The organism is Marinobacter sp. MA (genome assembly GCF_048298425.1).
GTDB classification, from domain to species: domain Bacteria; phylum Pseudomonadota; class Gammaproteobacteria; order Pseudomonadales; family Oleiphilaceae; genus Marinobacter; species Marinobacter salsuginis.
Genome location: NZ_CP103058.1, coordinates 1,386,970 through 1,413,465, shown reverse-complemented (window position 1 = coordinate 1,413,465; position 26,496 = coordinate 1,386,970). Strand labels below are relative to the sequence as shown.

Below are 26,496 nucleotides of genomic sequence, written 5' to 3'. Positions count from 1 at the left end.
GGATGCTCCAGACCGCCAGTGACACCGCAGCCACCAATGCCCTCGTGGTCGAAGGTGGCGCCATGCGCGGCATCTTCGCCGCTGGCGTACTCGATGCTTTCCTGGAAAAGCGGTATCAGCCTTTTACCGAAGCCTGGGGCGTGTCCGCGGGTTCAACCAACCTCATTGGCTACCTCTGCGGCCATCACGGCCGCAACCATCAGGTGATTACCGACCACGCGTGCCGCCCGGAGTTCATCAACTGGGGCCGTTTCTTCCAGGGCGGGCATCTCTGCGATGTTCACTGGCTCTGGCACCGATCCTACGAGGACGTGCCGCTCGACCTGGAACGCTACCTGTCTGGCACCACCAGGCTCTGGGTAGCAACCACGTCGGTGGTGACCGGCGAAGCCCGATATTTCTACGTCGATGACAAGAACATCCACGATGTACTCACAGCGTCCTGCTCCATTCCCCTGGCCTACCGTGATTACCCGATCGTGGAGGACGAACCCATGAGCGATGGCGGCATTGCCGATTCCATTCCGGTTGCGGAGGCCTATCGCCGGGGTGCCCGGGATATTACCGTCGTTCTTTCCCGACCTCTGGGCTATCAGAAAAAACCTCTGGCGTTTCCGGCGCTCACCAAACGGATGTTCCGGGAGCAACCTGGACTGGCCGAGGCCCTGATCCGGCGCGGCGAAAGATATAACGAGACATTGGAGTTCATTCAAAATCCGCCGGACGACTGCCATCTACGGATTATCGCTCCGCCAGAGGATTTTCCCGTGAGTCGACTGACCACAGACCTGAACAAGCTGGATCTGGGCTATCAGCAAGGCCACCGCGCAGCGATGGCCTATCTGGCCGGAATAGCCCGTGAAGTCGCCTAGCGAAGCACTACCAGCGGCTTTCTGGCAGTTTCGAGCATCCGGGTGGTCGTACTGCCCACCAGAAACTGACGGATGCGGGAGTGGCCATAGGCGCCCATCACCAGGATGTCGATATCCTGCTCTTCCTGATAGGCGTGCAACGCCGGTTCTACGTCTCCAGCCCGGATGGCCAACGTAATCTCGGATTCCAGCCCTGCCAGCATTTTCTCGGCTTTCCTGAGCTGCTCCCAACGGTCGTTGGTATCCGGACCCACCATCACAAGGTGCAGCGGCATGCCCTTCAGGACCGGGCTGCCAGCCAGCAATTCCACGCCCTTGAACGCCGTGGCGCTGCCATCAAAGGCAAGCATGGCGCTTCGGGGCTCGGAGTACTCGTCGGGCACCAGAAGAATCGGGCGATGCATACTACGAATCACCGTCTCCAGTTGGCTGCCAACGTGGGTATCACGGTCGGAGCTGCTCTCGCCGTGCAGCCCCATCACCAGCAGGCGAGTCTGGTTCTCCAGCGCCAGCAGGGATTCAGTAAGATCACCATGGCGCTGGCGCTGGATCACCTCACCGATGCCGGCTTCGGTGACGCGCTTGTGCGCCTCATCCAGCATGTGATGGCCATGTTCCAGGGCCAGCTTGGCGCGTTTTCGGTCCAGCTCTGCCAGATCCTCGAGGAGCTGTTCACGACTGCCCAGACCAATATTGCCTGCCAGATCCGGCTCTGCCGGGTAACGCTCTTCATCAAGGACGTGCAGCAACATCATGGGGGTTTCCATGTGCTTGCTGGCCCAGGCAGCGTAATCGCAAACTGCGGGGGCAGCCTGGGAGCCATCGATACAGGCAACTACTCGTAGCATCTCAACCTCGCCTTCTTGGTCCTTATGATTTTTATTCTGGCCGGAATCGGTGTTGGATTCCCTGGTCTGTGTCATATCAGTGCCCCATCAACTGGTCGACGGCGTCCGGCTTGTCGTGCACGCCAAAGCGGTCAACTATCGTTGCGCTGGCTTCATTCAGCCCGATGACTTCAACCTCAGAGCCTTCCCGGCGGAACTTGATCACGGCTTTATCCAGGGCACCCACGGCGGTGATATCCCAGAAATGCGCGCGACTCAGGTCGATTACCACATTATCGACTGCTTCCTTGAAATCAAAGGATTCCATGAACTTTTCCGAGGAGCTGAAGAACACCTGGCCCACAACCCGGTAAGTGCGGGTATCGGTGCTTTCATCCAGCTCGGAGGTCACCAGCATGTAATGGCCCACTTTGTTGGCAAAGAACAAAGCCGCCAGCAGAACGCCGGCCAGCACCCCAAAGGCCAGGTTATGGGTGGCAACCACGACAACAACCGTCACCAGCATCACGATGTTGGTGGAGAGAGGATGCTTGCGAAGGTTGCGGATGGAATCCCAGGAGAAAGTACCAATCGAGACCATGATCATGACCGCCACCAGAGCCGCCATGGGGATCTGGACCAGTACATTGTCGAGCAGCAGCACCATGATAAGCAGGAAGACACCAGCGGTGAGTGTGGATAGCCGGGTCCGGCCACCGGACTTCACGTTGATGATGGACTGGCCGATCATGGCACAACCGGCCATACCACCGATCAGGCCAGAGCCGATGTTGGCGATGCCCTGGCCTTTGCACTCGCGATTACGATCACTGGTGGTATCCGTCAGGTCATCCACGATGGTTGCCGTCATCATGGACTCCAGAAGGCCCACAATGGCCAGCGGAATCGAGTACGGCAGGATAATCATCAGGGTTTCCAGATTCAGCGGCACATCCGGCCACAGGAAAACGGGGAGCGTATCCGGCAGATCACCCATATCGCCAACGGTCCGGATATCCAGACCAGTCACCACGGCCACCGCGGTGAGCACCACGATGCACACCAGCGGAGAAGGAAGGACCTTGCCAACCACCGGCACCAGAGGGAAGAGGTAGATGATACCCAGGCCAGCCGCAGTCATTGCGTAAACGTGCCAGGTGACGTTCGTCAGCTCAGGCAACTGGGCCATGAAGATCAGGATGGCAAGGGCGTTCACGAAACCGGTGACCACCGAGCGCGACACGAAGCGCATCAGACTGCCGAGCTTGAGATAGCCGGCAATCACCTGCAACACACCGGTGAGCAGCGTCGCGGCCAGCAGGTACTGCAAACCGTGCTCCTTGACCAGCGTTACCATCAGAACCGCCATGGCTGCCGTGGCGGCGGAAATCATGCCGGGACGCCCGCCAACGAAAGCAATGATTACGGCAATACAAAAGGAGGCATACAGCCCCACCTTCGGATCGACACCAGCGATGATCGAGAAAGCAATGGCTTCCGGTATCAACGCAAGGGCCACAACGATACCGGCGAGTACATCGCCACGAATGTTTGAAAGCCAGTTGGCTTTAAGGGAATTCACCATGATTTCGGATTTCCAGCTTGCTAGGAATTCAAAGGTCGCGAAGCTTATCAGCCCCCTTACAGGAAAGTAAGGTCGCTAGCGGTATCTTCTTAGAGGTCTAACGACCGAACCGCTGTACTGCTATCATCAGAACATTCATTGATTAACAAGAGTTTGCACCAACCCATGGACGACGTTGCCTCCCAATTTCTGGCCGGAAACCAGACCACGCTGAATCTCGCTGTTGCGCTTTTGCTGGGTGCCATCATCGGGCTGGAGCGAGGATGGGATGCCCGGGAACAGAAATCGGGCGAACGCATTGCCGGTATCCGCACCTTTGCCATGGTCGGTCTGCTTGGTGGCATCTCGGCCGTGTTGGCCGAAGAAATTACCGAATGGGCGTTTCCGGTGCTATTGGTCAGCGTTGTGGCCATGGCCATTGTGGCCTACAGCGAGCGGCTTGAGCACATCCGCAACTTCAGCATCACTGGCATGGTCGGTATGGTGCTGACGTTTTGCTTCGGTGCGGTTGCAGTAGCAGTGGACCCGGTGATCGCCACTGCCGCAGCGGTCGTGACTGCAATCATTCTGGATAACAAGGAAGAAATTCACGGCTGGGTGAACAAGCTGAAGGAACACGAACTGGATGCCGCACTGAAACTGCTGCTGATTTCCGTGGTCATGCTGCCGTTGCTGCCGAATGAAAAGATGGGGCCCGGCGGAGTACTGAACCCCCGGGAAATCTGGTGGATGGTGGTGATGATCGCTTCCATTTCCTTTGTGGGCTATTTCGCCATACGGGTGGCGGGCACGCGCAAGGGAATCCTGTTTACCAGCCTGTTCGCAGGACTGAGCTCGTCCACCGCCCTCACCCTGCACTTTGCCCGCCAGGCCTCGAAAAATCCGCAGCTCAATGCCCAGTTCGCCACCGGCATACTCATCGCCTGCGGCACCATGTTCCCGCGCATTCTTGTGTATTGCCTGGTGATCAATCCGGATCTACTACCCAACCTTGTCTGGCCGGTCGTTGTGATGACCGCCCTGTTGTACGGCCCAGCGTTCTTCATCTGGCGAAAAAACGAACGACAGCTTCGTGTCAGCCAGCCGGCACTCAACCAGAACCCGCTGGACCTGACTTCGGCTCTGGTTTTTGGTGGGTTACTGACGGGCATCCTCCTGCTGGGCGAGTATCTGGGCACCTGGCTGGGTGACGCCGGCATCTATTTTCTCGCGGCCACCTCCGGTATTGCCGACGTCGATGCCATCACCCTCTCCCTGACCCGCATGTCCAATAACAGTCTGGCAGCAGGCACAGCCGTAATCGGTATTGTGATCGCCGCAGCCACCAACAACCTGGTGAAGTCGGGGCTGGCTGGGTTTGTCGGCAACCGTCAGACAGGTTTCCTGGTCGGCATCCCCATGTTGTTCTCGCTGGCAGCCGGACTGCTGGTCGCCTGGCTGCAATAATTTTTTACCTGGCCCGCCGGAACGTGAGGTTGTAACGGTAACCGCCTGTCAGCGGATGCTCTCCGGCCTTGAGTGTCAGCACACCGTGATAGCGCATCCGGGCAGGGCCACCCCAGACCACGACATCACCATGGCCAAGGGGCACCCGCATCGGGCGTTCGCTGCGCTTCAGACCGCCGAACTGGAAAACAATGGGCAAACCCAGGGAAACCGACACAATCGGCTGGCTGAAATCCTCTTCATCCTTGTCCTGGTGCAGCCCCATTTTTGCCCCCGGCTGATATCGGTTAATCAGGCAGGCATCCGGCTCAAACCCCTCGAAATCGGCGGTGTCTGCAGCGCTTACGGCCAGTTCTCGAAAAACAGCCGGCATGGCAGGCCATGGCTTGCCGGATTCGGGATCTTCGGACTGATACCGGTAACCTCGGCTGTCCGTGACCCAGCCAAGATTCCCGCAGCAGCTCATGGCGGCAGACATCGAATGACCGCCCGGGGTTTTCATGTGTCTGAATGGCGCTTCTGAAGTGACCTTTTCAATACCTTCCATGAGCCTTTCAGCGTCTGTCAGCGCAAATTGGCGCAGCACCATCGCCCCCTCCATCAGAGGCTCAGCGGTCTGTTCCGGAGGCTGTTCGCCAAACAGGTCCTGAGTCATAACTACTTATTCCACCTAAAAAAACGGAAAAAACGCCGGCCAGCGTCTAGGCTGTCAGTAAGACGAGCCATCTCTGGCACTTTACGCCAATCTACACCGGTAAGGATCATCCATGCATCGAAAACGCCAGTCGGCCCAGGTTTCGCTGGCCCTTCTGATTGCATCGGCCATTACCCTGGGCATGCTGGTCCTAACGATTGTTCTTATTGGCCAGAGTTTCCGAGGCATGGAAACGGCCAAAGTGTCGGCGGCCGGCGCCACCGCCCGCCAACTGGCCGTCAGCGTTGATGACCGTATCCAGGCCATCACCGCACCGCCGTCGACCGCCCTTGCCGTGCTCAGCCACGACAGCCTCGCAGGTGCACGGACCTTGGCACAACGTCTCGACCGACTTCCGGTACTGGCTGACATACTCACCAGTAGTGACATTGTCAGCGCCGTCTATGCCGGTTACCAGAACGGAGACTTTATTCTCCTGCGTAAGGTTCGAAGTTCCGGAACACTCCAGTTTCCCGATGCGCCGAACGAAACCCGCTTTCTACTCCAGACGATCACCTACGGAGGTGACGGAACACCGGGCCAATGGCGTTTCTTCAATGCCAACATGCAGCTGATTGAACAGAGACCGGTCCCCGAATACAACTACGATCCGCGTACGCGCCCCTGGTTCGATGCCGCCAAAACATCGGATTCCACGGAGCTATCCGCTCCCTACGCGTTCTTTACCACCCAGGAAACCGGGATCACCCTCTCCCGCCGGGCATCCGCGGAAACCGGCGGCCCGGATACCATTTTCGGTATCGATGTCACCGTGACCGACCTGAGCAACCAGCTGGCAGAACTTCGCCAGACAGCGAACACCCGGATCGCCATCGTGAACCAGGATCGGGAAGTTCTGGCGGATTCCGGGAACGCGAGAGAGCCAGGGCCGGCGATTTCAGGGGCCCTGGACCGGAGAGGAGAGCTGATGGCGGACAGTTCTGTTACCCGGTTCAGTGCTGAAGGCAAAGACTGGTATGGAATGACCGAGCCTCTCAGTGCCCTGCAACAGGAAGGGCTGAGCATTGCCGTGGCGATTCCATCAGACGAGCTGCTGGCTGACGTCTGGGCAGCCCTTGCCCGGCAAACCGTGATCGCGGGTCTCATTGCCCTGCTGCTTCTGGTCATCGGTTGGTTTCTGGGTCGTCGGGTCGGCCGTCCCCTGGAGCACCTGACCGACCAGGTCAGCCGGCTGTCACGGTTCCGTTTCGATACTGCGGTCCGGTCCGACTCCCACATCCGTGAGGCACGCCAACTGAGTGTGGCCCTGGACGACATGGCACAAACTATCCGAAGCTTCCAGAGCATCGCCACGGTGCTGAACCGGGGCCAGGACCTGAATCATCTGCTCCGGGACATTCTTGAGCAGATTATCCACATTGTTGGCCAGCAGCGCGGCGGCATCTACCTGTTTGCGCGCCAGAGGAACCAACTCTCACTGGCGGTCAACCAGGACCTTCAGCTGCCGGACACCATCGTGGATGTGCGAGCGGAATTCGACGATAACGAGATCATCCGTCTGCTGCGACAACATATCTCGGGGCATCCTGTGTTTGCAGTTCTCAGAAACCGTCGCAAGCAGCTGATCGGTGTCCTGGCGATCGAAATGGAGCTGGGCGACCACACCCAACTGAGCGACGACCTGATCGTTTTCGTGGACGAAATTGCTGGCTCTGCCGCCGTTGCCATCGAAACCCGGGAACTCATAGAAAGCCAGCAGGCGCTGCTCGAGGGCATCATCCGGCTCGTGGCCAATGCCATTGACGCCAAATCACCCTACACCGGCGGCCACTGTGAGCGTGTACCCAAGCTCGCCCAGATGCTGGTTGATGAAGCGATCGCCAGCAACGAACAGGCCTTTGACTCGTTCACCATGACCGACGAGCAACTCCAGGAATTCCAACTGGCCGCCTGGCTCCACGACTGCGGCAAAATCACCAGCCCCGAGTATGTGGTCGACAAGGCGGTCAAGCTGGAGACCATCCACAATCGCATCCACGAGATCCGTACTCGTTTCGAAGTAATGCACCGGGATGCCGAGATCCGTTACCTGAACAGTATGCTGTCAGGCGAGGAGGAGGCGACTGCCGAGCAGGAACGCCAGGCTACCCAGGCCCGCCTGCAGGAAGAATTCCTTCTGATTGCGACGGCCAACCAGGGCGGTGAGTTCATGCCGGAAGAAAATATCGAGAAAATCCGAAGCATTGGCCAGCGAACCTGGTTACGGCATTTCAGTGACCGTCTCGGCCTTTCACCCGACGAGAAAAATGCCCTGCAGGCCAGCCCGGAGCCGCCACTGCCGGTTACCGAGAAGCTGCTTGCCGACAAACCGGAACACCTAAGGCCGTGGGGTGATCACATTCCCCCTGTCCGCAAAGACGATCCGCGGAATCGCTGGGGCTTCGACATGGAGCTCCCGGAGTATGCTTACAACCGGGGCGAACTCCATAACCTTACGGTGGCCAAAGGTACGCTGACCGATGAGGAGCGCTTCAAGATCAACGAACACATAGTGCAGACCATCTGCATGCTGGACGCCCTGCCCCTGCCCGACCGCCTGGCGAACGTCCCGAAGCTGGCGGGCACCCATCACGAGCGCATGGACGGCCATGGGTACCCGTGTGGCCTGACCGCGGCCGAGATGGGCATTCCGGAGAGAATTATGGCGGTGGCCGATGTATTCGAGGCTCTGACAGCCGTCGACCGCCCCTATAAGGATGGCAAAACCCTTACAGAATCCCTCACCATCATGGCCCGCATGGTTGGGGACGGACACATCGACCGTGAGGTGTTCGAGCTCTTCATCCGCTCAGGTGCGTACACGCGCTATGCCCATCAGCACCTGCAGCCTGGGCAGATCGATCACGTCGATGAAAGCCTGTTCATGAAGCCGCGTTGAAAAACACGTATATTCTATGGGCTGATTCATTCCTGTTAAGGACTTATTAATGCTGTTTGCAATCATAATTGGCGGCCTGATTGGCTACGCCTTCGGCAAATTCCCCGGTTTTCTGATCGGTGCGGCGATTGGCGCCTTTCTCTTGAACCTTCTCAAACGCCGGCTGATTGGCAAGCTCCAGAGCATCCAGTCCGGCTTTATTGAATCCGTCTTCGCGGTGATGGGCGCCCTGTGCAAGGCGGACGGCGTAATATCCAGGGATGAAATCCAGATGGCCGAAGCCATGTTCGTGCGCTTCCGCCTGAATGAAGACCAGAAGGAAAAGGCCAAAGCCGCCTTCAACCGGGGCAAGGAGCCGGACTTTGATCTGGATGCCGAGCTGAACCGCTTTCTCCAGGCCAGTGGGCGGCAGCCGGCCTTCCTGCAGATGTTTCTGCAGGTTCAGGTATCGGCGGTGGCTGCGGATGGCAAGATACACCCGGCCGAACACGAAATGCTGGTGCGCATAGCCCGGGGGCTGGGACTGCCAGAGAGCCAGGTGGACCAACTTGAAGCCATGCTTCGGGGCGCCCACACCCACCGGGCCGGCGCCGGCCAGCCTTCGTCAGCGGATCAGATCAGCGATGCCTACAAGGTTCTGGGGGTGTCCTCGTCGGCCAGTGATGAAGAACTCAAGAAGGCCTACCGGAAGCTGATGAGCGAGAACCACCCGGATAAACTCGCGGGCCGGGGATTGCCGGAGAGCATGCGGGAGATGGCGGAGGAACGCACCCGCGAAATCAGTCATGCCTACGATGTGATCAAGGAGGCGCGGAAAAAATCCGCGTAGCGCCATTCCCGGTTATCGGGTCAGAACCAACGAGGCACGCGCACTCGATAACGCTCGTAATCTTCGCCGAACTTGTCCGCCAGCGCCTTCTCCTCCTCCCGGGCCTGGCGGGTAATCACCAGTACGCCAGCCACCAGGCACACCAGGGAAAACACACTGGGCAGCGCCAGGAAAAACCCGAGCTGTCCCGCCATCACAGCCATAAACAGGGGGTTCCGCGAGCGGCCAAACGGACCGCTTGTCAGCAGTTTGCGCTGATCCTTGCGCGGATCTATCCCGGAGCGCCAGTCTTCGTGCATGTAGGCCTGCAGATAGTTTACGGCCGTATATGAGCCGATCAGCAGCAGCATGCCGGCCAGCAAAACGGGCCAGACGTAGAGCGGGCCGAAAACGCCCAGCCAGCCGTCAACATCGGCAAAAATGCGCACCACGCAAATACCCAGAATGAGCGCACGAAAGATATTGAAAATCTGTCGATGCCACCAGGGCGCAGTCCCTCGCTCACCATAGTTAATGTGCGAAAAGTGCATACGCTGATACAAGCCGAGGCTCCGGCCAGCAAACTGCAGACCGATCATCAGAAAGAAAATGCCAAGAAAGTGGCGTACGAGGGGTTCAATAACTTCCATCAGGATCGCTTACAACGGGTTAAGGCCGACAGCTTATTATCTGTAGGCGTCTGTGAAAAGGGTTTGGGGTGGGAGTCAGGGCACTCTGGGGCCAACCCTTCCTAAAATGACATATCATCACGTTTTTAAATGCAGTAGAGTGGATAAGTCATTTGCCGGAGAATTCTGTTATGAGTGCCCCCGAAATCCCTCAGTCTTGCCATACATTCTGCAACGACGTGATGGGGCGCGATGACGCAACAACTTTGGCAGAGAGAATCCGCAACCGGGAGATTTCGGTCACGGAACTCACCCGCGCTGCCATCGCCCGGGCCCAGGCAGCCGACCCGCTGATCCATGGCGTGGCTTTGGCGAACTACGACGAGGCACTCCAAACCGCCTCAAGATGCGACGCAGAGGGCAAGGCGGGTGCCCAGAGCTTGTTCCGGGGCGTTCCGACCTTTATCAAAGACAACACCAACGTGACAGGACTGGCCACACGCCAGGGCTCTCTGGCCGTGCCTGAAATACTGGCTTCCGATACCAGCCCATTTGCCCGACAACTGCTTGCCCAGGGTTTCCTGTGCCTTGGCAAAAGCACGCTGCCCGAATTCGGCTTCAACGCCTCTACCGAGCCTGCCCACGGTCCGGCCACAAGAAACCCCTGGAATCTCGCCTATTCATCTGGCGCGTCATCCGGCGGTTCAGCAGCCCTGGTGGCCGCCGGCGTGGTGCCCATTGCCCATGCCAATGACGGCGGAGGCTCCATCCGCATTCCGGCCGCTTGCTGCGGCCTGGTCGGCCTCAAACCCACACGAGGACGATTGATCGATAACGAGGCGGCCGCTTCCCTGCCCATCAACATAATCAGCGAAGGCGTGGTGACCCGTTCGGTGCGGGATACGGCCAATTTTCTCGACCAGGCACAAAGCTATTACCGGAACCCGAAGCTGCCAGCAGTGGGTAACATTCAAGGGCCTTCAGGTCGGCCCCTGAGGATAGGCCTGGTGCTGGACTCCATCAATGGCCATAAAACCGACAACATCACTCGCCAGACCGTCAAAGAAACCGCTCTCAGACTGGAAAGGCTCGGGCACCGGATTGAACCTGTCCCCGTACCCGTGCACAGCGCCTTTTCTGAAGATTTTGCTCTCTACTGGGCCCTGCTTGCTTTCGGTGTGAGGACCAACGGCCGGAAAATACTTCACCCGGACTTCGACAAACGCAGAACGGATGGGCTAACCAACGGGCTGGACAGAATGTTCAGACGACAGTTCTGGCGCCTGCCCGCCGCACTCTGGCGGCTCAGGCGCTCCTGGCACGACTACGCCCATGCCATGGCAGGTTTCGATGCCGTGCTCACGCCGGTGCTCGGCCACACAACGCCCACCCTTGGTCACCTGAGCCCCGACGTACCTTTCGATACCCTGTTCGAGCGGCTGCGCCAGTATGTCAGCTTCACCCCACTGGCCAACGCCACGGGCGCACCGGCAATCTCCATACCCGCGGGGCGAACCCCCGATCATCTGCCGGTATCCGTTCAATTCATGGGCCGTCATGGGGGCGAATCTACGCTTCTTGATATCGCCTACACGCTGGAGGCTAACCATCCGTGGCCACAGCTCTACGAGCTCAAACAGCAAGATTTAACCAACGAAGACCGTAACGCCAGGGACTCTCTGGCCGATACCCTGTAAAAGTGGACACCCATAACAACAGCTGCCATATTCTTTAGGAAGCTCAGAAACAACCTGACCTCTGGGCCGAACCGACACCGAGGACCGTTCGTATTTCCAGTAAAGGCACACAATATTGAGCCCTGCCATGCGTGACAGTGAAGTCCTGGTGACCCATCACAGGTCACTGATGGAACTGAGCCATAACATCAGGTTTATCGAAATGCCCCGGCCCCGGAAGCTGGCAGCCCTCATGGAGCTGTGCACCCGCTTGCTGGGTGTAAAACGGGCAAGTGTATGGCTGTTTCCTCCAGAACGGGACCGCATCACCTGCGAATGGCTGCACGACCAGGAGCAGCCCGACAGCAACTGTTGCCTGGCGCAGAATGGCGCCGAATTCAACCTTTACCGCTCGGACCATCCCGAATACTTCCAAGCCATTACAGAAGAACGGGTCATTGCAGTGGATGATGCCCGCAACGATATCCGCACCCGTTCATTCGACCAGGATTATCTGACTGTTCAGAACATCCATTCCATGCTGGACGCGCCGATTTTCGATGGCGAACAGCTCAGCGGTGTTGTCTGCCTGGAATCGGACACCCCCCGGGAATGGTCGGTCCCGGATATATCGCTGGTCGCTGCCATTGCTGACACCATAAGCCTCATGAACACCCACGAAGCGTGGCTGAGGTCCAAGCGCGCCCTCGATTACGTCAGCCGGTACGATTCTCTCACCGGCCTCGCCAACATAGATTCGCTGCGCGACCGGTTGAGCCACCTGGTGCGCAAGATCAAACGTCGGGGTACCGGCAGCCTGGCGCTGCTCTGGATAGATGTCGACCGTTTGAAAACCATTAACGATGGACTGGGCCCCCAGGCGGGCGATCAGGTGATCGCCGACATCGGTATGCGCCTGAAAGACATCCAGTTGGCGGGTAAGGACTTCTTGGCCCGAATTGGTGGCGACGAATTTGCTCTCGTCATCCGCAACTACACCCTGCCCGGGTTTCTTGATGAAGTCACCCAGGAGATCCAGACCCGGATCCGCCAGCCAATCCGGGTGTCCGACCAGGACCTGAACGTGAGTGCCAGCGTGGGTATCTGTCACTTCCCGGGCGACTGTCGTGAACCCGAGGAACTTCTCCGCGGCGCTGAAGCGGCGATGTATCATGCCAAAAGGCAGGGCCGGGACCGATCCACGCTGTTCGACTCGGAAATCCAGATGACAGCACGCTCCCGATTTGCGCTGGAAAGCGAATTGCGGGAAACGCTCAAAACCAACGGCCTCGATGTATTCTACCAGCCAATCATGGACCGCACGGGAACACAGCTGGAAAGTGCCGAGGCGCTGGTTCGCTGGAAGCATCCACAGCGGGGCTGGCTGTCACCGATCGAGTTTCTCGACGTAGCGCGCAGTGCCGGGCTGATGTACGAACTCGGCGCCTGTGTACTCAAGAACGTCTGCGCCCACTGGCGTCAGGCGAAAGACCAGAACACTCCCTTACCCACCATATCCGTCAATCTCTCCGCCGAGCAGGTGCTGGTGCAGGAATTACCGGAGTTGGTGAGAGAAATCTGCAAGAACCAGGATATGCCAGTCAGTGCCCTTCAGTTTGAAGTGACCGAGGATTCGATCCAGGGCGATTTCAGTGGGATAGGTCGGATTCTGGAGCAGCTGGTAGAGGCGGGCGCGGAGCTTGCCATTGATGATTTCGGCACCGGTTATTCATCGCTGTCGCGGCTAAAAACCCTGCCCTTCTCCCGCATCAAGATCGACCGATCGTTTATCAACAACCTCCCTGATGACGACAACGATTGCGCAATCACCCTGTCGATCATCGGGTTGGCCAGGGGGCTCGGGCTTTCGGTGGTCGCCGAAGGGGTAGAAAGCGAAGCCCATGAAGCCTGGTTGTTCGAGAAAGGCTGCGACTACCTCCAGGGCTACCGTTACAGCAAACCGCTGCCCTATTCAGACTTCATCAGCCGCTACTGTTCCAGGTGATTTTGCACATCAAACCCGGGAAATATTGATAACACCTCAAGGAAGCTCGCCTCAGGCGCGGCACTGATCGTCAGGGGTTCACCCGAAACAGGATGGCGAAAAGCCATCTTCGTCGCGGCCAGCATCAGACGCCCCTCACCGAAACGCTCGGCAAAATAACGGTTGTGTCGGCCCCGGCCGTGATTGGCGTCGCCAATCATAGGGTGGTTGATATGCTTCATGTGCCTTCGCAACTGATGCTTCCGGCCTGTTTTCGGGGACAATTCGACCACGGCGTAGCGACTGGTCGGGTATTTCTCGATTTCCACCGGTATCTCGGTGGTCGCCAGGGTGCGGTAATGGGTAAGCGCATTGCGGACCGGCTGTTCGATCCCTTTCAGCCGCCGATCTTCTGGCTCTTCCCTCAGGGGATAATCAATCTCCCCTCGCTCCGGCGGCCAGCCACGCACCATGGCCAGATAGGTTTTCGCCACATCCCCGGCCATCATTGCCATACCCAGCGTGCGAGCGGTGTCGCTGTCCCTGGCAAACACCAGGATGCCCGAGGTGGGCCGGTCCAGTCGGTGTACCGGGTAGACATGCTCGCCATCATTGAGCGCCCTGGCATATTGCAGGGCAAACTCGGTTTCGTGTCTGTCGATGGGGCTTCGATGCACCAACAAGCCAGCTGGCTTGTGGACAATCAGAAGATACTCATCCCGATAAAGAACACTCAGCGGATTCGCCATCAGAAGCCTGTCATAAAAAGTTCATAAACAAATTGATATAAAGTCTCATGGTTTTAGTTGCGATGCCGACATTTCAATAAACATATACTAGAAACTGCCACGACAAATGGTCTGTCACCTACATCCTGATCGGTAAGTATCAATGAACTGGTATTCCAAGAGCATTCTCAACCGGGTCCTTCTTGTCGTCCTTACGGCAAACCTGATTGTCGCCGCCGTGGCGGTGATTTACCTGAATTTCTCCCTGAAAGTCAAAGACGACTTCAACGAACTCGTGGGCACCAGGATGGTCAATGCCCTGGAAGCCCAGGACGTGCTGTCAGAGTTCAAGACCCAGGTCCAGGAATGGAAAAACGTCCTGATCCGCGGGTCAGACCCTGATCAACTGGATAAATACTGGGGCCGATTCCAGGAGCGCGAGGCGTCTATCCAGAGCCAGCTTGATAAGCTTATTCCCCGCATCCAGGAGCCCGAAGCAAAAGCTCTGATGTCTGATTTCAAACGGGCACACCAGACGATGGGAAGAGCCTACCGTCAGGGGTTTGAAGCATTCACCCGGTCCGGATTCGATCCGAACGCGGGCGATGCGGCGGTACAAGGAATTGACCGGGAACCCGCCAGACTGATCGTCGATGCCGCAGCCGCGGTCCGGGAAGATAGCCTTGTAAGGGCCGATACCCTCAACACCGTAGTTACAGAACGTAGCTGGCTGGTTGCAGGTCTGTTGATCGCCGCGATCGTTCTGGGCACCATCGCCCTGATTCTGATCCTGCTGTCGGGCGTGGTTCGTCCAGCCCAGAGGCTTACGTCACAGATTGCTCGTCTGGGAGACGGTGACCTTTCCGATCCGGTCACCATGCAACGCGCCGACGAATTGGGACAACTGGCCGATGCCGCACGAAGCCTGCACCGTTTCCTCAGCGATACCGGAAATCAGCTGAGCGAGAACGCCAGGCAACTGAACGAGACCGGAGAGTTAATCCGCAAGAACGCCGACAGTGTTGTCAGCCAGTCCGACCTGGCCCACCAGCGCATTGAGCAGATCGCCACGGCCATGAACGAGATGTCGGCGACGGCCGAAGATGTCGCCAGTCACGCGGCTTCCGTGGCTACCGAAGTCAGTCAGACATCTGGCGAAACCGCCACTGCCGACTCGCAGATCAATACGGCAGTAGACAGCATGCGGCGGCTTACGGATCAGATTCGAAGCTCCGCCGAAACCGTCAATCAGCTCGCCAGCGATGGTAAAAAAGTGGGCGACGTCATGCAGGTTATCCGGGAGATTGCGGACCAGACCAACCTGCTGGCGCTGAACGCCGCCATCGAAGCGGCCCGGGCAGGCGACGCCGGTCGTGGCTTTGCCGTGGTTGCCGATGAGGTGCGCAATCTGGCGGCGAAAACCCAGGAAGCGACTGTCGAGATAGACCAGATCATTGGCGCCATCAGTGGCGCTTCGAGAGACGCCACCGAGTTCATGCAGGCGTCAGGCGTTGTCGCTCAGGAAAGCAGCGAGGCGGTGGAAGCCGTGCGCGCCACCCTGGGGGAAATCAACCGGCGGATGGGCAGCATCAATGATGCGACAACCCAGGTAGCCACGGCAGCCGAAGAGCAGACCAGCGTCTGTGAAGACATTAACCGCAATGTCACAGATGTAGCCGAAACGTCAGAAGCCATGCACCAGGCCGCAGAAAACAACCTGCGTACCGTTCCTGAACTTGAGGCCATGGCCACCAAAGCCCGGAAGTTGGCGAACCGAATCAGGCACTAGGCGCTGCGAAACCGGCTGGTCAGCCTCCCGAAAGCCTGGCCAGCCCGGTTGCCCAATACCAGCAACGACGGCGTGAGCAACAGCGTCAGCACCGTTGCAAATGCCAGTCCGCCGGCGATGGCACTGGAAAGCTGGGTCCACCACTGGGTAGAAGGCGCGCCAAGACCGAGGGACGGCGTAATCAAATCCACGTTGACGCCCAGAACCATGGGCATGAGCCCCAGCACGGTGGTGATCGCGGTAAGCAGAACCGGCCGTAGACGCAGGCAACCGGTTTCCAGGGCGGCCTCATAGGCCTCCATGCCGTCCTTGCGCATCTGGTTATAGGTATCGATCAGAATGATGTTGTTGTTTACTACGATGCCCGCCAGTGCAATCGTGCCCATTCCCACCATCACAATGCCAAACGACTGGCCCGTGAACAGCAGGCCCAACAGCACGCCCGCCGTCGACAGTACGATCGCCGACAGAATCAGGAAGGTCTGGTACATCGAATTGAACTGTGTCACCAGTATCAACAGCATCAACCCTATAGCCACCAGGAAGGCGGTCGCCAGGAAGTTGGAGGCCTGTTGCTGATCCTCGTTCTCGCCGGCAAACTTCACCGAAACACCCTCGGGTGGTTCTGGCATCTCCGCCTGCAGGGCCCGCAGCAGCTCGTCCACACGACGGCCCGGTGCCAGATCAGATTTGATCGTCACGGTCCGCTGGCCATCCACCCGGACAATACTGTTGGTCTTGTCACCCGGGCGAAGATCCACGAATTCTGAAAGCGGCACCTGGCCCCGTGAGGTATGGATGGTCTGGCGTTGCAGGTGGTCCAGTTCCCGCCAGTTGTTGGGCACGCGCACCACAATGTCCACTTCGTCCCGCACGTCTTCCGGGCGATAGGTCGCCAGTTTCAATCCGTTGGTAACCAGGCGCACGGCACTTCCGATACCCAGGACATCGGTGCCAAACCGAGCAGCGGCTTCCCGGTCTACCTGCAGTCGCCACTCGATACCGGGCAGGCTCCGGTCGTCTTCAATATCCACGAAGCCACCGAGTTCGCGCATTCGATCTTTGATTTCGTCCACGTAGCCATTGAGGCTGTTCGCCTCCCGGCTGCTCACCTGAAGCTCTATCGGCTTGCCTTCTGCAGGACCACCCTCCTGCTTGCGGAATTCCAGTTCAATGCCAGGAATATCGGAGGTCAATTCCCGGAAGTCCTCGAGAATCTCACTGGCCGGTCGCCGGGTGAACCAGTCAGTAAACTGGAACTGCAGAACGCCGATAACATCCGGCGCCAACTGTGAGCTGGTCTGGACCATCGAGCGGGCGTAAAGGGCCTTTACCTCAGGCATACCCCGCAGCCGCTGCTCCACTTCCCGCACAATGGCATCCCGCTCCCACACCGAGAGATCGCCTCGCGCCCTCACCTGCACCTGGGCGGAATCCGGCTCCACACTGGGGAAGAACTCCACCCCGTGGTTGAAGCGGGCATAGGCCGCATAGATCACGGCGATCACACAAAGCACGCCTATCAGCGTCAGCCCTGGTGACTTGAGCAGCAGTGCCAGCAGCTGCCGGTAGCCCTGCATCAGGCGCCCCTGCAAGTTTCCCTGGCGCGCGCGCCGGCCTCCACTGGTGCTACCCAGCACGGGCAGGAACACCAGCGCCATGGCCAGGGAAGCGATCAGGCAGATGATCACCGTCAGCGGCAGGAATTTCATGAATTCTCCCACCACGCCCGGCCAAAATAGCAGCGGTACAAACACGGCCAAGGTGGTTGCGGTCGACGCAATAATGGGCCAGGCCATGCGGCTCGCCGCCTCGGCCCAGGCGTGCTTGACCGTCTGCCCTTCCGACAGGTTCCGATCCGCCAGCTCGGACACCACGATGGCGCCATCCACCAGCATGCCCGCCACCAGGATCAGACTGAACAGCACCACGATATTGAGTGTGAGCCCCATACTCCAGATCACCAGGATACCCGTGAGGAACGCGCCCGGGATGGTCAGTCCCACCATCACCGCTGAACGGGGCCCCATGGCGGCGATAACCACGATCAGGACCAGCACGATGGCCGTGAGCACGTTATTCAGCAGGTCACTGAGGATATCCCGCACTTCTTCGGACTGATCCATGATGTAGCGAATTTCCAGGGAATCCGGCAACTGCGGTTTGGCTTCTTCGATCAACTGACGGACCTGGGCAATGGTCTCGATGATGTTGGCACCGGAGCGTTTGGACACTTCCAGCACCAGCGCCGGCTCGCCGTTGATACGGGCAAAGCCGGTGGGGTCCTTGAAGGTGCGCTGGAGCATGGCGACATCGCCAAAGGTGACTACCGTATCGCCGTCCACCTTGACCGGCATGGACATAACATCCTCAATGGTCTCGATCACTCCGGGCACCTTCAGCGCCATGCGGCCATTTCCGGTATCCAGAGAGCCTGCAGCGACCAGCTGGTTGTTGCGCGTTACCAGGGAAGCCAGTTGATCGAAGTCGATTCCGTAGCTCTCCAGCACCTGGGGATCGACCACAATTTCCAACAGGTCCTCGCGATCACCACCAATCTCCACTTCCAGCACTTCCGGAATGGACTCGATGGCATCCTGGAACCGGCGGGCAATGGTGATCAGCTCGCGCTCCGACAATGGGCCGGAGAGACCCACGGACAGGACCGGAAACAGGGACACGTTGATCTCGTTCACCCTGGGCTCATCCGCTTCCTGGGGCAGTTTGGTACGGGCGGTATCCACCTTCTCCCGCACATCCTGCAACGCCTTGTCCGGATCAAACCCGGCATCGAACTCCAGCATGACCGACGCATGGCCCTCCGAGGCCGTTCCCCGCATTTCCTTGATACCCTCCAGAGAACGCAGCTCCTGCTCCATCGGGCGCACCAACAGACGCTCGGCATCCTCCGGGCTGATACCGTCCAGGGTCATGGACACATAGATCATCGGAATGGTGACGTCGGGGTTGGCTTCCTTGGGAATGGTCTGGAACGCGGCGATACCGCCCAGAATCAGGAACAGCAGCGTGAGCAGGGTGGTCCGGCTGCGGTCAATGGCGGCGAAGATCAGGCTGCGCATATGCCCTACCCCCTGTTTTCGGCGGCATCAACGGGCACCACCTGCTCGCCGATGCTGACAAATCCGCCACCGCGGGTAATCAGCCGGATCTCATCCGGCAAACCGGTAACCCAGGCGCCTTCGGTGGACACGCTCAACAGCTTCACTTCACCGAACTCCACGCGATTCTCGCCGTTCACGTACTTCACACCGGGGCGACCATCGTCACCGAGGGACAGGTAAGCAGGCGAGATAAACATGGCCTTCACCTCCGGCAACGCCACCCGCAGGCTGGCACTGCCACCCGCAACCCGCTTGCGATCCGGATTCTCAACGGCGATTTCAACAGCAAAACTCCGGGTTTCCGGGGAGGCGGCGCTGGCGACAAAGGTCACAACGCCAGAAAGACGACTGCCATCCAGCAAATCCACACGAACCGCCTGGCCGGGCGCCACATCACCCACTGATTGCTGGGGGATCCGCGCGGTGGCCTTCAGTCTATCCACCCGCACCAGCTCAAACAGCGGTGACCCCACCTGCACCAGATCGCCTATATCCACCGATTTGCTGTTGATCGTGCCGTCAAATGGTGCCTTGGGGGTGAGGTGACTGATCGCCTGACGGGCACTGGTCAGTTCCGCTTCCGCCCCCGCAAGCTCACTTTCCAGACTCAGGATCTGCGACTCCGAAGCAAGGTTGTTGGCACGCAGCCGACGGGCGGCCACAAGGTCCGCTTCAAGCTCCCGAACCCGCGACTGCCAGCGCGAAACCGCAGCACTTCGGCCCTCATCCGATAGCGTCAGCAACGTCTGCCCCTGCCGAACCTGCTCACCGAGACCCACCGCCAGGGATTCCACCCGGCCAGGCACCTGGGCACTCAGTGTGACCGAATTCCAAGGCTCCAACTGGCCCTGCAGCATCAGCCCCGGCTCATGAAGCCGCGCCGCCAGGGTTTCCACCTGAACCCTAGTGAGCTGACCATCGCCGCCATCCTGACGTTCCGGAGCCTCGTCACTGGCGACCTTCACCTCACCGGTCGCCATCCAGACCACCAACGCGATTACGATCAGAAGTGACAGCCCGAGAGAACCCCATTTTGCTTTCGTCATTGAATGCTCACTGTTCCTGATTCGAAGGGTGACAGAAAAAACCGGCAATTAACGGTTGCATCCGTCTGAAAACGTGGGGTAGATTCTACACAGAATCTTTTTACGAATTCAGAGCAGACTGTCGATTTTATGAATCTCAACGCAGTGATTGTCCTTGTGAAGCTTGTCCTGGTGGTCGTGGTACCGTCCGGGGGCTTCTGCGTGGACAAGCGGGTGAGATAGCGACAAACCTGACAAAACACCAGAAACCCCCGGCACCGAAAGGTCCCGGGGGTTTCTTTTTTTACGGCAAAAGAAAAGGGAAAAACGACCATGAACGGCGCACAGCACATTCTTGAAGCGTTCCACCGCCACCACATCAGCACGGTTTTCGGTTACCCGGGCGGCTGCATCATGCCGCTATACGACGCGCTGGTGGACGATGTGGGCGTGGAACACGTGCTGTGCCGCCACGAACAGGGCTGTGCCCTGGCGGCCGATGGCTACGCCCGGGCCAGCGGCAAGCTGGGCGTCTGCATTGCCACCTCTGGCCCCGGTGCCACCAACCTGATCACCGGCGTTGCCAACGCCCACCGTGATTCCATTCCCATGCTGGTCATCACCGGCCAGGTACCGTCCGGCTTGATTGGCACCGACGCCTTTCAGGAAACCGACGTACTGGGCATGACCCTGGGCATCGTTAAACACAGCTACCTGATCGACGATGCCGACAGCCTGCCTGCCATCATGGAAGAGGCAATCGATTTAGCCCAGAGCGGTCGACCCGGCCCGGTCTGGATTGATATCCCCAAGGACCTGTTGCTGAGCGACGTGGCCGATGCCCCCTTCCCCCAGGCCCAGCCCTGTGAGCCAACTTCGCCAGACCTGAAGGAAGCCCTGGCGATGTTGCGCGCCGCTCATAAGCCCCTGCTCTACAGTGGTGGCGGTATCAGCCTGGCCCATGCCGAGGAGACCTTCCGGGCCTTTGCCGAATCCTCAGCCCTGCCGGCGGTTGTCACGCTGAAAGGCATTGGCAACCCCGGCAAACACAACCCCTACAACCTCGGCATGCTGGGCATGCATGGCTCCCGGGCCGCCAACAAGGCCGTCGACGAGTGCGACCTGCTGCTGGTCATCGGTGCCCGCCTGGACGACCGCGCCACTGGTAAACTCGACGGCTTTGCCCCCAACGCAAAATTGATTCACATTGACGCTGACGCGGCTGAAATCAACAAGCTGCGTGATGCCGATCTGGCCATCCGGGGCGACCTGAACGAAATCCTGACGTCACTGACGGAGGCATTGCGGGCAGAGCCACTGGCCATCAAAGAGTGGCGAAAACAGTGCCGCACCTGGTACACCACCGGTGGATTCCACGCGGCTGACAACGAAGAGCCCCTGGCGCCGATCACAGGCCCGGCCTTCATTCGCCAGCTCTCCCGGATCGCTCCAGACGACACCATAATTGCCTGCGATGTTGGCCAACACCAGATGTGGGTGGCCCAGCACTACGATTTCGATCACCCACGCCACCACCTCACCAGCGGCGGCCTGGGCACCATGGGCTTCGGCCTGCCCGCGGCCATCGGCGCGCAGTTCGCCGACCCTAAAAGCACGGTGATCAACGTAACCGGCGACGGCTCGTTCATGATGAACGCCCAGGAACTGGCCACCATCCGCCGCTACAACCTGCCGGTAAAACTGATCGTGATGGACAACCAGTGTCTGGGCATGGTCCGCCAGCAGCAGGAGCTGTTCTACAACAACCGGGAAAGCCAGATAAACCTGGACGACAATCCTGACTTCGTCGCCATGGCCCGGGCCTTCGACATCCCGGCCCTGCACATCGAACGCACCGACCAGATCCGCCGCGGCATCGAAACCATCCTGGCCTACAACGGCCCGATGCTGCTGCACGTAGCCATCAGCCGGGAAGAAAACGTCTGGCCCATCGTCAAACCCGGTGCCAGCAACACCGACATGATCGACGAAACCGCCCGAACCGCCAAAGCCAGCAAGGAGCAAGTTGCATGAACCCGCAAAACAAGCCATCAACGCCCAGCTACACCATCAACTGCCGAATGACCCACGAAGCCGCCGCCCTGGAGCGGCTCTGCCAGGTGGTCCGCATCCGCGGGTTCCGGATCGCCACCATGGCCGTAGAAACCGCCGGCCAGCATCTGGATATCGCGCTGACGTTGGAGGGCACGCGGCCGATTGCCATGTTGCAGTCGCAACTGGAGAAGCTGCATACAGTTGCTGAGGTTGCCCTGGCGGCTGGGTCTGTGGCCCGGTCTCGATCGGCCTAAGGCTCTGGGGGCATAGTCTTTTCGTAGCCTGAGGTTTCGCGGGCAGGGTCTTTTTGTAGCCTGAGGTCTGGCGGGCAGGTACGGGGGTGGCAGGTGGATTTTTCGCCGGAAAAAGATGTCTGAGCGAAGCGAGTTGCTTTTTCCAAGAGAAATCCACCTGCCACCCCGCAAGCCCGCCCCTCTACCAACAGGCTACAAAGACGGGCCCACTCCGAAGCTTCCGTTCGAACGTTTACCAGGCCTTATAAGGCAGGAACTTCCCGTTCATAGTCACGACAACACGGTCGCCCTTCGGATTCTCCTCCTTCTCGATGTCCATGGTGAAATCGATGGCACTCATGATGCCGTCACCGAACTTCTCGTGGATGAGTTCTTTCATGGTATCGCCGTAAACGCCGACCACCTCATACAGACGGTAAATCAGCGGATCCTGGGGCACGGCACCATCCCAGGCTTTTTTCGGGCACACCTGCAGAGCTTCGGCCACCGGCTTTTCCAGGCCCAGGGTTTCGCACAGGGCAAAGGCCTTGTCTTCACTGAGGCTGTTCATGCCCAGGGCTGCCGAGGTGGTGAACACCGGGGACATGCCGATGGCTTCGGCGATGGCTTCCCAGGTCATGCCCTTGGACACTTTGGCTTCCAGGATTTTTGCGGTCATCAGTTCTTTGTTCATCATGGCTGTTTTCCTCTCTTGGGTTGTAACGTCAGGCATTCACCGCGCGGGCGGTGGTTTCGGATTCGGTTTTGGACACCTCGGGCGTTGATTGGCTAACGCCCTTGGCAGGCTCGGCAACTTTCGGGCTGCCGTCTTTTTCCGGCAGGGCCGAGCCGCTGCGGTTGACCAGGAAGTCCACCAGGTAATCCCGGGTCTTGTGGTAGGCCGGGTTCTGGAAGATGGTGGCCCGGGCCCGCGGGTGCGGGATGTCCACTTTCACGCTTTCGGCGATGCGGGCGTTGGGGCCGTTGGACATCAGGAAGATGCGGTCGGAGAGCAGAATGGCTTCGTCCACGTCGTGGGTGATCATGAACACGGTCTGGCGGGTTTCTTCCCAGATTTTCACCAGTTCGTCCTGGATCACGCCACGGGTGAGCGCATCCAGCGCGCCGAAAGGCTCGTCCAGCAGCAGGAGTTCCGGCTGGGTGGCGAAGGCCCGGGCGATACTCACCCGCTGGCGCATACCGCCGGACAGCTGGGACGGCTTGCGGTTCAGGGCATGGTCCAGGCCCACCATTTTCAGGTAGCGCTCGCTATGTTCCTTCACTTTCTCTTTTGACCACTCAGGCCAGCGGGCTTTCACTGCGAACACGATGTTGTTGAGGGTGGTTTTCCAGGGCAGCAGGCTGTAGTTCTGGAACACAACGCCGCGCTCAAGGCCGGGGCCTTTGATTTCCTTGCCGTTCATCACCACGTTGCCGGCGCTGGCTTCGTCGAGGCCTGCCAGCACGTTCAGGATGGTGGATTTGCCGCAGCCGGAGTGGCCGATGATGCAAACAAACTCACCTTTCTCCAGGGCAAAGCGGATATCCTCGAAGACGGTCAACTCACCGCCCTGGCCGTCCGGGTACACCTTGGACAGGCCATCTACTTCCAGGAATGATTTACTCATAACAGGTCTCCATTCGGAGGGTTGAGGCCGGCACCGGAAGCCGGTGCCGGACCGCTCATTCTTTGTATTCCACCAGTTTCTGGGCCTTGCCCAGGGCCAGGTCGAGCAGCATGCCCACCACCCCGATCATCAGGATGGAGAAGATCACACTCGCTAGATCCAGGTTGTTCCATTCGTTCCACACGTAGTAGCCAATGCCAGTGCCGCCCACGAGCATTTCCGCGGCGACGATCACCAGCCAGGCGATGCCGATGGAGATGCGCATGCCGGTCAGGATGGTGGGAGCGGCGGCCGGCAGAATGACCGTAAGCGCGGTCTTGATCGGGCTAAGCTCGTGGGTACGGGCCACGTTCACCCAGTCCTGCCGTACGTTGGCCACGCCGAAGGCCGTGTTCAGCAGCATCGGCCAGATCGAGCAGATAAAGATCACGAAGATCGCCGAGGCGTCGGAGTCCTGGATGATGAACAGGGCCAGGGGCATCCAGGCCAGCGGTGAGATCGGTCGCAGCACCTGGATGTAAGGGTTCAAGGCCTTGTACATCAGCGGCGACATACCGATCAGGAAGCCAATGGGCAGTGCGATGGCCATGGCCGCCAGATACCCGGTCAGCACCCGGTATACCGAGTAGGCCAACTGGATACCGATACCCTTGTCGTTGGCGCCGGCGTCATAGAACGGATTGGACAGCTCTGCCCAGGCCAGCTTGATCACCGCCGAGGGTGGCGGCACACGGGATTCCTGATCCGCGCCACCCATCAGCATTTCGTATTCGGTCATTCCGGTCTGGGCCTCCGGGGGCTGGGTTGCCATCTCCCAGAGCCCCAGGGCCAGAATCAGGAACGACACCGACAGCAGTGCTGCCCGGACGTTCAGGGAGGCCATGATTACACCCTCCCGATCGCGAAGCTGCGGGTGTACTCTTCGGCGCTATCCGGATCGAAGGTTTTACCCATGATGGTGTGGGTCTTGTAGGTTTTATCCGGTGCGGAGTAACCCATTTCTTCCATCAGTTTTCCGGTCTCACTGGCCAGGTACACCTGCTCGGCGATGGCCTTGTAGTCCACATCACCTTCGATATAACCCCAGCGCTTCATCTGGGTGAGAATCCAGACGCCCATGGAGTGCCAGGGGAACGGATCGAAATCAATACGGTCCGGAACGTCTTTCACCTCGCCAAGGCCATCCGCGTAGTAACCAGTCAGCACCTGCTGGATCACTGGCACCGGCTGGTTCAGGTAGTTCTTGGGCGCAATGGCTTCGGAGATTTCCTTGCGGTTATCCGGATTGTTGGAGTACTGGGTCGCGTCGATGATGGCGCGAAGCAGAGCGCCATAGGTGTTCGGGTTTTCGGTGGCGAACTGCTGGCTGCAGGCAAAGGCGCAGCACGGGTGGCCTTCCCAGATATCTTTGGTCAGCATGTGGATAAAGCCCACTTTCTCCCAAACCGCACGCTGGTTGAAAGGGTCCGGGGAGAGGTAACCGTCGAGGTTACCGGCGCGCAGGTTAGCAACCATTTCAGGTGGCGGTACCACACGGATTTGCACGTCTTTGTCCGGGTCGACGCCATTCTCGGCCAGGTAGTAGCGCAACAGGAAGTTGTGCATGGAGTACTCGAACGGCACCCCGAACTTGAAGCCCTTCCACTGCTTGGGATCGCGCTTGTCCTTGTGGTCCACGTGCAGGACGATCGCCTGGCCGTTGATGTTTTCAACCGCGGGCATGATATATGGCTCCGGTGTGGAGCCGGCGCCCATGGTCATCGCCAGTGGCATGGGAGTCAGCATGTGGGAAGCGTCGTATTCGCCCGCCAGTGACTTATCGCGAGCCACCGCCCAGCCGGCGGTTTTGGTCACGGTGACATCCAGTCCGTAGCGCTCATAGAAACCCATGGGGTGAGCCATAATGATTGGCGTGGCGCAGGTAATGGGTACAAAGCCGACGTTCAGCTTGGTTTTTTCAAGCTTGCCGAGGGATTCCTTGACCGCGGCCTTGGCCTTTTCCATAGGGAACACGCTGCCCAGAACGGCCGCTGCGGTGCCCGCTCCCATCATCTTCATGAAGCTGCGGCGACTGTGCTCATTGTGACCAAACACCGAGCGCACGACGGCGCCTTCAATGGCACGGTCCATCATCGCTTCCGAGTCCAGACGCTCGTCCGCCACTGCCTGCTGGCCGGCAGAAGGCTTGAGATCAAGGGAAATAGACGGGGCGCTGTCACCCGGCTTGCACTCAGGGCAGCCGCAGGTCTTTGCGTGAATCAGGGATTTGTCACCATCAAAAGGATTTCCGAGGCTTTTCGTGGTCATGGGGCACTCTCCTGCGTTTAGCGTGATTTACTGGTTATTTCTGCACTCTTGTGGTGCAACAAAAATGCGACTCGGGCCCGACGGTCAAAACAGGGGCAGGCCGGCTGCGCGTTCTGAAGGAGGTATCGCAGGGTTTGTGCCAAGTGCAGAAATTTTTTTAACCCTTTGTTTTTAAATGCCCAATATTCA

20 protein-coding genes are annotated in these 26,496 nt (G+C 59.0%); 9 read left to right on the top strand and 11 right to left on the bottom strand.

The window, feature by feature from the left end; genetic code table 11:
• Positions 1-2: 2 nt before the first annotated feature.
• Complete coding sequence (locus NUW46_RS06660) at positions 3-872, top strand: patatin-like phospholipase family protein (protein WP_418141711.1); 870 nt, start codon at positions 3-5, stop codon at positions 870-872.
• Here NUW46_RS06660 and NUW46_RS06655 read toward each other — a convergent pair.
• Together NUW46_RS06655 and NUW46_RS06650 are read right to left on the bottom strand one after the other, a co-directional pair.
• Positions 869-1,795, bottom strand: a complete 927-nt coding sequence (locus tag NUW46_RS06655; protein ID WP_418141710.1) for a universal stress protein — start codon at positions 1,793-1,795, stop codon at positions 869-871. The genes NUW46_RS06660 and NUW46_RS06655 overlap by 4 nt on opposite strands.
• Position 1,796: 1 nt before the next feature.
• Positions 1,797-3,284, bottom strand: a complete 1,488-nt coding sequence (locus NUW46_RS06650; RefSeq protein ID WP_291908151.1) for a SulP family inorganic anion transporter — start codon at positions 3,282-3,284, stop codon at positions 1,797-1,799.
• Positions 3,285-3,449: 165 nt separating this feature from the next.
• Between NUW46_RS06650 and NUW46_RS06645 the strand changes: the two genes are divergently transcribed.
• Positions 3,450-4,730, top strand: coding sequence for an MgtC/SapB family protein (locus tag NUW46_RS06645; RefSeq protein ID WP_418141709.1), 1,281 nt, complete (start codon positions 3,450-3,452; stop codon positions 4,728-4,730).
• A 4-nt stretch (positions 4,731-4,734) separates the two neighbouring features.
• On the opposite strand, the gene alkB is transcribed toward NUW46_RS06645, so the two are convergent.
• The gene (gene alkB, locus NUW46_RS06640) at positions 4,735-5,385 is read right to left on the bottom strand and encodes a DNA oxidative demethylase AlkB (protein WP_418141708.1); all 651 of its coding nucleotides are present in this window, start codon (positions 5,383-5,385) and stop codon (positions 4,735-4,737) included.
• A 112-nt stretch (positions 5,386-5,497) separates the two neighbouring features.
• Between alkB and NUW46_RS06635 the strand changes: the two genes are divergently transcribed.
• Together NUW46_RS06635 and djlA are read left to right on the top strand one after the other, a co-directional pair.
• Positions 5,498-8,323: an HD domain-containing phosphohydrolase gene (locus NUW46_RS06635; protein ID WP_418141707.1), complete on the top strand. Its 2,826-nt coding sequence runs from the start codon at positions 5,498-5,500 to the stop codon at positions 8,321-8,323.
• Positions 8,324-8,372: 49 nt separating this feature from the next.
• Positions 8,373-9,152: a co-chaperone DjlA gene (gene djlA, locus NUW46_RS06630; protein ID WP_069183890.1), complete on the top strand. Its 780-nt coding sequence runs from the start codon at positions 8,373-8,375 to the stop codon at positions 9,150-9,152.
• Between the two features lie 20 nt (positions 9,153-9,172).
• Here djlA and NUW46_RS06625 read toward each other — a convergent pair whose 3' ends face one another.
• The gene (locus tag NUW46_RS06625; protein WP_209398357.1) at positions 9,173-9,781 is read right to left on the bottom strand and encodes a methyltransferase family protein; all 609 of its coding nucleotides are present in this window, start codon (positions 9,779-9,781) and stop codon (positions 9,173-9,175) included.
• Positions 9,782-9,951: 170 nt separating this feature from the next.
• On the opposite strand from NUW46_RS06625, the gene NUW46_RS06620 reads away from it, so the two are divergent.
• Positions 9,952-11,457, top strand: a complete 1,506-nt coding sequence (locus NUW46_RS06620; protein ID WP_418141706.1) for an amidase — start codon at positions 9,952-9,954, stop codon at positions 11,455-11,457.
• A 127-nt stretch (positions 11,458-11,584) separates the two neighbouring features.
• Positions 11,585-13,441 carry an EAL domain-containing protein gene (locus NUW46_RS06615; RefSeq protein WP_418141705.1) on the top strand — a complete coding sequence of 619 codons (1,857 nt, stop codon included), beginning with the start codon at positions 11,585-11,587 and terminating at the stop codon, positions 13,439-13,441.
• Here NUW46_RS06615 and NUW46_RS06610 read toward each other — a convergent pair.
• A complete protein-coding gene (locus NUW46_RS06610) occupies positions 13,426-14,169 on the bottom strand; it encodes a pseudouridine synthase (RefSeq protein WP_418141704.1) in 744 nt (247 codons plus the stop codon). The two genes, NUW46_RS06615 and NUW46_RS06610, sit on opposite strands and share 16 nt — an antisense overlap.
• Positions 14,170-14,311: 142 nt before the next feature.
• Between NUW46_RS06610 and NUW46_RS06605 the strand changes: the two genes are divergently transcribed.
• Positions 14,312-15,937, top strand: coding sequence for a methyl-accepting chemotaxis protein (locus tag NUW46_RS06605; RefSeq protein ID WP_418141703.1), 1,626 nt, complete (start codon positions 14,312-14,314; stop codon positions 15,935-15,937).
• On the opposite strand, the gene NUW46_RS06600 is transcribed toward NUW46_RS06605, so the two are convergent.
• Positions 15,934-19,017 carry an efflux RND transporter permease subunit gene (locus NUW46_RS06600; protein ID WP_418141702.1) on the bottom strand — a complete coding sequence of 1,028 codons (3,084 nt, stop codon included), beginning with the start codon at positions 19,015-19,017 and terminating at the stop codon, positions 15,934-15,936. The two genes, NUW46_RS06605 and NUW46_RS06600, sit on opposite strands and share 4 nt — an antisense overlap.
• 5 nt (positions 19,018-19,022) lie before the next feature.
• On the bottom strand, positions 19,023-20,105 hold the full coding sequence (locus NUW46_RS06595) for an efflux RND transporter periplasmic adaptor subunit (protein ID WP_418141701.1): 1,083 nt from the start codon (positions 20,103-20,105) through the stop codon (positions 19,023-19,025).
• 312 nt (positions 20,106-20,417) lie between these two features.
• Between NUW46_RS06595 and ilvG the strand changes: the two genes are divergently transcribed.
• Together ilvG and NUW46_RS06585 are read left to right on the top strand one after the other, a co-directional pair.
• Positions 20,418-22,118: an acetolactate synthase 2 catalytic subunit gene (ilvG, locus tag NUW46_RS06590; RefSeq protein ID WP_418141700.1), complete on the top strand. Its 1,701-nt coding sequence runs from the start codon at positions 20,418-20,420 to the stop codon at positions 22,116-22,118.
• On the top strand, positions 22,115-22,393 hold the full coding sequence (locus tag NUW46_RS06585) for an ACT domain-containing protein (RefSeq protein WP_418141699.1): 279 nt from the start codon (positions 22,115-22,117) through the stop codon (positions 22,391-22,393). The genes ilvG and NUW46_RS06585 overlap by 4 nt, the downstream gene beginning before the upstream one ends.
• Before the next feature lie 232 nt (positions 22,394-22,625).
• Here NUW46_RS06585 and cynS read toward each other — a convergent pair whose 3' ends face one another.
• The 4 genes from cynS to NUW46_RS06565 are packed head-to-tail and all read right to left on the bottom strand — an operon-like array spanning position 22,626 to position 26,307.
• Entirely contained in the window at positions 22,626-23,069 is a 444-nt protein-coding gene (gene cynS / locus NUW46_RS06580) for a cyanase (RefSeq protein WP_069183900.1), read from the bottom strand.
• A 28-nt stretch (positions 23,070-23,097) separates the two neighbouring features.
• Positions 23,098-24,000, bottom strand: coding sequence for an ABC transporter ATP-binding protein (locus NUW46_RS06575; protein WP_069183901.1), 903 nt, complete (start codon positions 23,998-24,000; stop codon positions 23,098-23,100).
• A 55-nt stretch (positions 24,001-24,055) separates the two neighbouring features.
• On the bottom strand, positions 24,056-24,883 hold the full coding sequence (gene ntrB, locus NUW46_RS06570; RefSeq protein ID WP_069183902.1) for a nitrate ABC transporter permease: 828 nt from the start codon (positions 24,881-24,883) through the stop codon (positions 24,056-24,058).
• Positions 24,884-24,885: 2 nt separating this feature from the next.
• Positions 24,886-26,307: an ABC transporter substrate-binding protein gene (locus NUW46_RS06565; RefSeq protein WP_418141698.1), complete on the bottom strand. Its 1,422-nt coding sequence runs from the start codon at positions 26,305-26,307 to the stop codon at positions 24,886-24,888.
• Positions 26,308-26,496 lie beyond the last annotated feature (189 nt).